5 protein-coding genes are annotated in these 5,345 nt (G+C 72.7%); 2 read left to right on the top strand and 3 right to left on the bottom strand.

From position 1 onward, the window contains the following. The coding region (locus CA983_RS40225) for an SLAC1 family transporter (RefSeq protein WP_244207303.1) at positions 1-1,007 on the top strand (1,007 nt) is incomplete at its 5' end. Here CA983_RS40225 and CA983_RS40220 read toward each other — a convergent pair. Next, positions 985-1,338, bottom strand: coding sequence for a hypothetical protein (locus CA983_RS40220; protein WP_086605632.1), 354 nt, complete (start codon positions 1,336-1,338; stop codon positions 985-987). The genes CA983_RS40225 and CA983_RS40220 overlap by 23 nt on opposite strands. A 433-nt stretch (positions 1,339-1,771) precedes the next feature. On the opposite strand from CA983_RS40220, the gene CA983_RS40215 reads away from it, so the two are divergent. Then, positions 1,772-2,839 (top strand): C40 family peptidase, encoded by a 1,068-nt coding sequence (locus tag CA983_RS40215; protein ID WP_086605631.1) that lies wholly within the window; start codon positions 1,772-1,774, stop codon positions 2,837-2,839. A 72-nt stretch (positions 2,840-2,911) separates the two neighbouring features. On the opposite strand, the gene CA983_RS40210 is transcribed toward CA983_RS40215, so the two are convergent. Both CA983_RS40210 and CA983_RS40205 read right to left on the bottom strand, forming a co-directional pair. Then, a complete protein-coding gene (locus tag CA983_RS40210) occupies positions 2,912-3,655 on the bottom strand; it encodes a LuxR C-terminal-related transcriptional regulator (protein ID WP_059424955.1) in 744 nt (247 codons plus the stop codon). After that, positions 3,652-4,944: an ATP-binding protein gene (locus CA983_RS40205; RefSeq protein ID WP_086605630.1), complete on the bottom strand. Its 1,293-nt coding sequence runs from the start codon at positions 4,942-4,944 to the stop codon at positions 3,652-3,654. Before CA983_RS40205 ends, CA983_RS40210 begins: the two co-directional genes overlap by 4 nt. Positions 4,945-5,345: the final 401 nt, after the last annotated feature.

Below are 5,345 nucleotides of genomic sequence, written 5' to 3'. Positions count from 1 at the left end.
GCCCCTCCCCCTCCCCCGCCTGGTGGGCGCAGCGAGCGCCGTCCGCGAGTGCCGCCGTGCTGGCGACCGGCACCCTGGCGGTCGGTCTGGATCTGGCGGGGTACGGCGCCCTCTCCCGCATCGTCCTCGGCCTGGCCTGCGCGGCCTGGCTGATGCTCGCCGCGGACTTCACCCTGCGGCTGCTGCTCGCCGGCACGAGATGGCGGGCGTACGCGGCGGTGCCGGGCTTCCTGGACACCGTGGCGACGGCCGCGCTCACCACCGTGGCGGCGACGGCCGTCCTGGGCACCGGCTTCTCGGCGGCCGGCTCGCAGTCTCTGGCGGCGGCACTGCTGGTGCTGGCCGTGCTGCTCTGGCCGGTGCCGCTGGCCCTCCCCGCGCAGGACGGGGAGCGGCGCCGGCCCGGGACGGTGTTCGCGCGCTGCATGGCCACGCAGGGGCTCGCCGTGCTCGGCGCCACGCTCGCCGCGGCCGAGTCGGCGGCCTGGCTCGCGCACGCGGCGCTGGTGCTGTTCTGGCTGGGGCTCGTGCTGTACGTCCTCGCCCTGGCCCGTTTCGATGTGCGGCAGGTGGCCGAGGGGCGCGGCGACCACTGGCTCGCGGGCGGAGCGCTCGCCATCTCGGCGCTGGCCGGGGCGCGGCTGATCAGTTCCGACAGCGCACGCCTGTACCTGTGGAACGACGACGACCGTGGCGTCCTGCGCCGTGTGACGGTCGTGCTGCTCGTCCTCGCACTGGCCGGCTGCGCCGTCCTGCTCGCCGCCGAGTTCCTGCGGCCCCGGCCCCGCACCGACATCCGCCGCTGGGCGACCGTGTTCGCCTGGGCCAAGACGGCGGCGGCAGCACTGGCCGTCTCCGCCGCCCTGGACGTCTCCTGGCTCGACGGCCTCGGGGAGGTCTTGCTGTGGGTCGCGGTGGCCGTGTGGCTCGGGGCGACCGCCTGGGCGGTCGCCTCGGCCCGGGCCTACGTCCTGCCCGGCCGGGTCAGGTCCAGAGCACGGCGATGAAGACGTTCGCCGTGGTCAGCGCCCCGACCAGGCCGAACAGGCTCTTGTCCACCTTCTCGTCGTCCCGTTTCACGTAGACCAGGCCGAGGATCACGATCAGCAGGGCCAGCTTGACGCCGATCTTGATGTTGTTCACGGTCTGGTCGTCGGCCTGGTTGAGGCCGACCAGGATCACACCGGTGACCAGCATCGTCAGCGCGCCGTGCAGCATCGCGGGGGTGAAGCGGGCGGTGCCCTGGCCCATCGCCTTCATCTGGGTGAGGAAACCGCCCAGGAGGGCTGCGATGCCGATGATGTGGAGGCCGACGAAGAGGTGGATGAGTACGTCCATGAGGCCGGAGCCTAATCAGGGGCTCCCCAGCCGCCCGACACCGGGCCGTCGGACCTCGTCGGATGCATATATGCGCCCCATAGCACCCGCCCGCCGCCCCGCGCCCATGATTCGGCGCATCGGTCATCACGCTGAGTTAAGCCGACGGCGGCGAGACCAGCTCACGGTCGCATACGGTCACCGCCGGTCCTCTCGGAACACTTCCGCACACCCGCCACGGGCCGCCGCGGCGAGGTTTAGCGTCCTCCCCCAGGTGCCCGGCTCCCCACCGCCGCCCGGGCCAGGGGCGGCAGTCGGACACCACCGCCGAGAAGGTCCGGCGGCGGTCCGCTTCCCCTGGGCGGGCCGTCGCCGGACGCGCAGGCCGCCCGTCCGCTCCCCCTGGCGGCCGTACGCACCCGTCGGCGGTCGCAGGAAAGGACGTGGCCCCCAGGTGGCAGCGCATCGCAAGCCCCGCCAGCGCTCCGCGAGCGGCAACAAGGCCCGTACGGCCGCCACGATCGCCCTCGCGGGCGCGGCGACCGCGACGGGCTTCGACGGCACCGGACACGCCGAACCCGAGCTCACCCCCGGCCAGGTCAAGGCCAAGGTGGACGAGCTGTACCAGGAGGCGGAGGTCGCCACCGAGAAGTACAACGGCGCGAAGGAGAAGGCCGAGGCGGCCGGACAGCGGCTGAAGGACCTCCAGGACCAGGCGGCACGCAAGGAGGAGCGGCTCAACTCCGCCCGCGAGGCACTGGGTTCGGTCGCCGCCGCCCAGTACCGCGGGGGCGGTCTCGACCCCGCGGTCCAGCTCGCCCTGTCCGACGATCCCGACCGGTACCTCCGGAACGCCGAGTTCGTCGAGCGGGTCGGCAACCGGCAGCAGGCCGACGTCGCGCGCGTACGCCGGCAGCTCCGGGAGATCGAGCAGCTGCGCGGGGCCGCCCACATCGAGCTGACCTCCCTGAAATCACGGCAGACGGAGCTGCGACGGCACAAGAAGACGATCACCGGCAAGCTGGGCTCCGCGCGTCAGCTGCTGTCCCGGCTCAGCGCGCAGGAACGTGCCCGCATCAGCGACACGAGGGGCACGGACCGCGCCTCACGCTCCTCGACGGGTACGCGGGACAGCCTGGCCGCCCCCGGCTCCGTCAGCGCGCAGGCGCCCAACTCCCGCGCGGCCGCCGCCGTGTCGTACGCCTACCAGAAGCTCGGCAGCCCCTACGTCTGGGGCGCGACCGGCCCGAACGCCTTCGACTGCTCGGGGCTCGTCCAGGCCGCGTACCGCTCCGCGGGCGTCTCCCTGCCCCGCACGACGTACTCCCAGATCGACGCGGGCCGCCGCGTCTCCCGCTCCGAACTCCTCCCCGGGGACCTCGTGTTCTTCTACGCCGGCATCAGTCACGTCGGCATCTACGTGGGCAACGGCCGGATGATCCACGCTCCGAACCCCTCCGCACCGGTCCGGGTCGCCCCGCTGGACGAGATGCCGTTCACGGGCGCCACCCGGGTGGTGTGACCGGGCATGGCGGCAGCACCGCCGCCGATCCGGCCGCTCCCCGGCGCCGTCAGGCGGCCCCGGCTTCCCGCGTCACACCAGCCGGCGAGCCGTCGCCCACCGCGTCAACTCGTGCCGGTTGGAGAGCTGGAGCTTGCGGAGGACCGCCGAGACGTGCGACTCAACCGTCTTCACGGAGATGAACAGCTGCTTGGCGATCTCCTTGTACGCGTATCCCCGGGCGATGAGCCGCAGCACCTCACGCTCGCGCTGGGTGAGGCGGTCCAGGTCCTCGTCGACCGGCGGCGCGTCCGTGGAGGCGAAGGCGTCGAGGACGAACCCGGCCAGCCGCGGGGAGAAGACCGCGTCGCCCTCCTGGACGCGGAAGATGGAGTCGACGAGATCCGTGCCGGTGATCGTCTTGGTGACGTACCCGCGGGCCCCGCCGCGGATCACGCCGATCACGTCCTCGGCGGCGTCCGACACGGACAGCGCGAGGAAACGGACGGGCTGCTCGGCGTCGGCCATCAACGGGGCGCAGCGGCGCAGCACTTCGACACCACCGCCACCGGGCAGGTGCACGTCGAGGAGGACCACCTCGGGCCGGGTCGCGGTGATGACCGTGACCGCCTGGTCGACGTCCGCGGCCTCGCCGACGACCTCGACACCGGTCTGCTCGGTCTGGCCGATCTCGGCCTGGACTCCCGTACGGAACATGCGGTGGTCGTCCACGAGGACCACGCGCACACGACGCCCGCCGGTGCCACCGCCCGGCTCCCCGGGCCCGGCCGCCTCCGCCGATCCCGCCGTACTGTTCGCCTCGGTCGGGTCGCTCATGACGTCTTCTCCGCCCTCTCCATCTCCAGCTCGACCTCCGTGCCGCCGTCCGGCACCGCGCGCAGCCGCGCCGTACCGCCATTGCGCTCCATGCGGCCGATGATCGATTCTCTGACACCCATCCGGTCGGCGGGTATCGAGTCGAGGTCGAAGCCGGGGCCGCGGTCCCGGACGGACACGAAGACCGTCTTCCCCTCGACCTCGGCGAAGACCTGGACGGCTCCGCCCTCGCCACCGTACTTGGCGGCGTTCACCATTGCTTCGCGCGCGGCCTGCATCTGTGCGGCGATTCTCTCGTCGAGCGGGCAGTCGCCCACGACCACGACCTCGATGGGCACGCCGTGCTTGTCCTCCACCTCGGCCGCGTTGCGCCGCACGGCGTCGGCGAGCGTGGTGGGTTCGTCGGCCTCGTCCTTGCCGGTGCCCTCGGGCTTGTAGAGCCAGGTGCGCAGGTCACGCTCCTGGGCGCGGGCGAGGCGGCGCACCTCGTTCGCGTTCTCCGCGTTGCGCTGGATCAGGGTCAGGGTGTGCAGCACCGAGTCGTGCACATGCGCGGCGACCTCCGCGCGCTCCTGGGCGCGGATGCGCATCAGGCGCTCCTCGGAGAGGTCCTGGGTCATGCGCACCAGATACGGCCCGGCGAGAAGCGTTATCCCGACGAGGACCGCGAGCGCCGCCTGGAGGACGGAGCCGAGGTGGGCGGCGGAGCCCTGCAGCACGAAGATGCCGGAGACGCCGGCCGTCACCAGCAGCACACCGCCCACCGAGCGAAGCAGCGTGACCGTGCGCCGGCGGCGGCCGACCTCGACCCAGCGGGCCCGGCGGGCGTTGTCCGCCTGCCGCCAGACCAGGGCGACGCCCGCGCCGACGAGCACCGTCGGCCACAGATACGCCCTGGCCCCACCGCTGAGGTTCACATTGCCCACGAACACCATGGCCACGACGACCATGAGGAGCAGGGCCACGATCTGGCCCTTGTCGGGTCTGCGGGCGACGAGTCTGCGGCGGCCGTCGGGCGAGGTCTCCGAGGCGACCAGCGACGGCGGCTTCTGCGCCTCGACCCCGCCGACGCCGAGCGGGACGAAGAACCAGAACGCGGCGTACAGCAGCGCACCGAGGCCGTCGGCCATGAACAGGCCGACGAAGACGAGCCGTACCCAGATCACGGGCAGCCCGAGGTGCCCGGCGAGCCCTCGCGCCACACCACCGAGCCAGCGTCCGTCACTGCTGCGGTAGAGCTTGCGCGGCGGCCGCGGTTCGGCGAGTGGCGCTGCTGCGGCTTCCGACATGCCATTGATGGTCACACGGCCGCAAGGCCGGAGCATCAGGGTCGGCCCCGGAGACTCCCCTGATCTCCGAACCCGGCCTCTCGAACGCTTCCCGGGCCGTCCCTCAGGGCCGATATCAGGGTCCGGCCAGGGTCGTTCCGACTGCCGCCGCACCGCCGCGCCCGTCACCATGGACCCATGACYGATCACGACCACGCCGCGACGGGTCCGGGACCGGAGCATCAGGGTCGGCCCCGGAGACTCCCCTGATCTCCGAACCCGGCCTCTCGAACGCTTCCCGGGCCGTCCCTCAGGGCCGATATCAGGGTCCGGCCAGGGTCGTTCCGACTGCCGCCGCACCGCCGCGCCCGTCACCATGGACCCATGACCGATCACGACCACGCCGCGACGGGTCCGGGACC

The sequence above is a fragment of the Streptomyces swartbergensis genome, from assembly GCF_002148965.1.
Lineage (GTDB): Bacteria > Actinomycetota > Actinomycetes > Streptomycetales > Streptomycetaceae > Streptomyces > Streptomyces swartbergensis.
This window is presented reverse-complemented; position numbering and strand designations above follow the sequence as displayed.

Excerpts from the sequence above, each read along its gene's own strand:
- CA983_RS40205 (WP_086605630.1), bottom strand. The coding sequence starts at position 4,944 with ATGTCGGAAGCCGCAGCAGCGCCACTCGCCGAACCGCGGCCGCCGCGC.
- CA983_RS40220 (WP_086605632.1), bottom strand. The coding sequence starts at position 1,338 with ATGGACGTACTCATCCACCTCTTCGTCGGCCTCCACATCATCGGCATC.
- CA983_RS40210 (WP_059424955.1), bottom strand. The coding sequence starts at position 3,655 with ATGAGCGACCCGACCGAGGCGAACAGTACGGCGGGATCGGCGGAGGCG.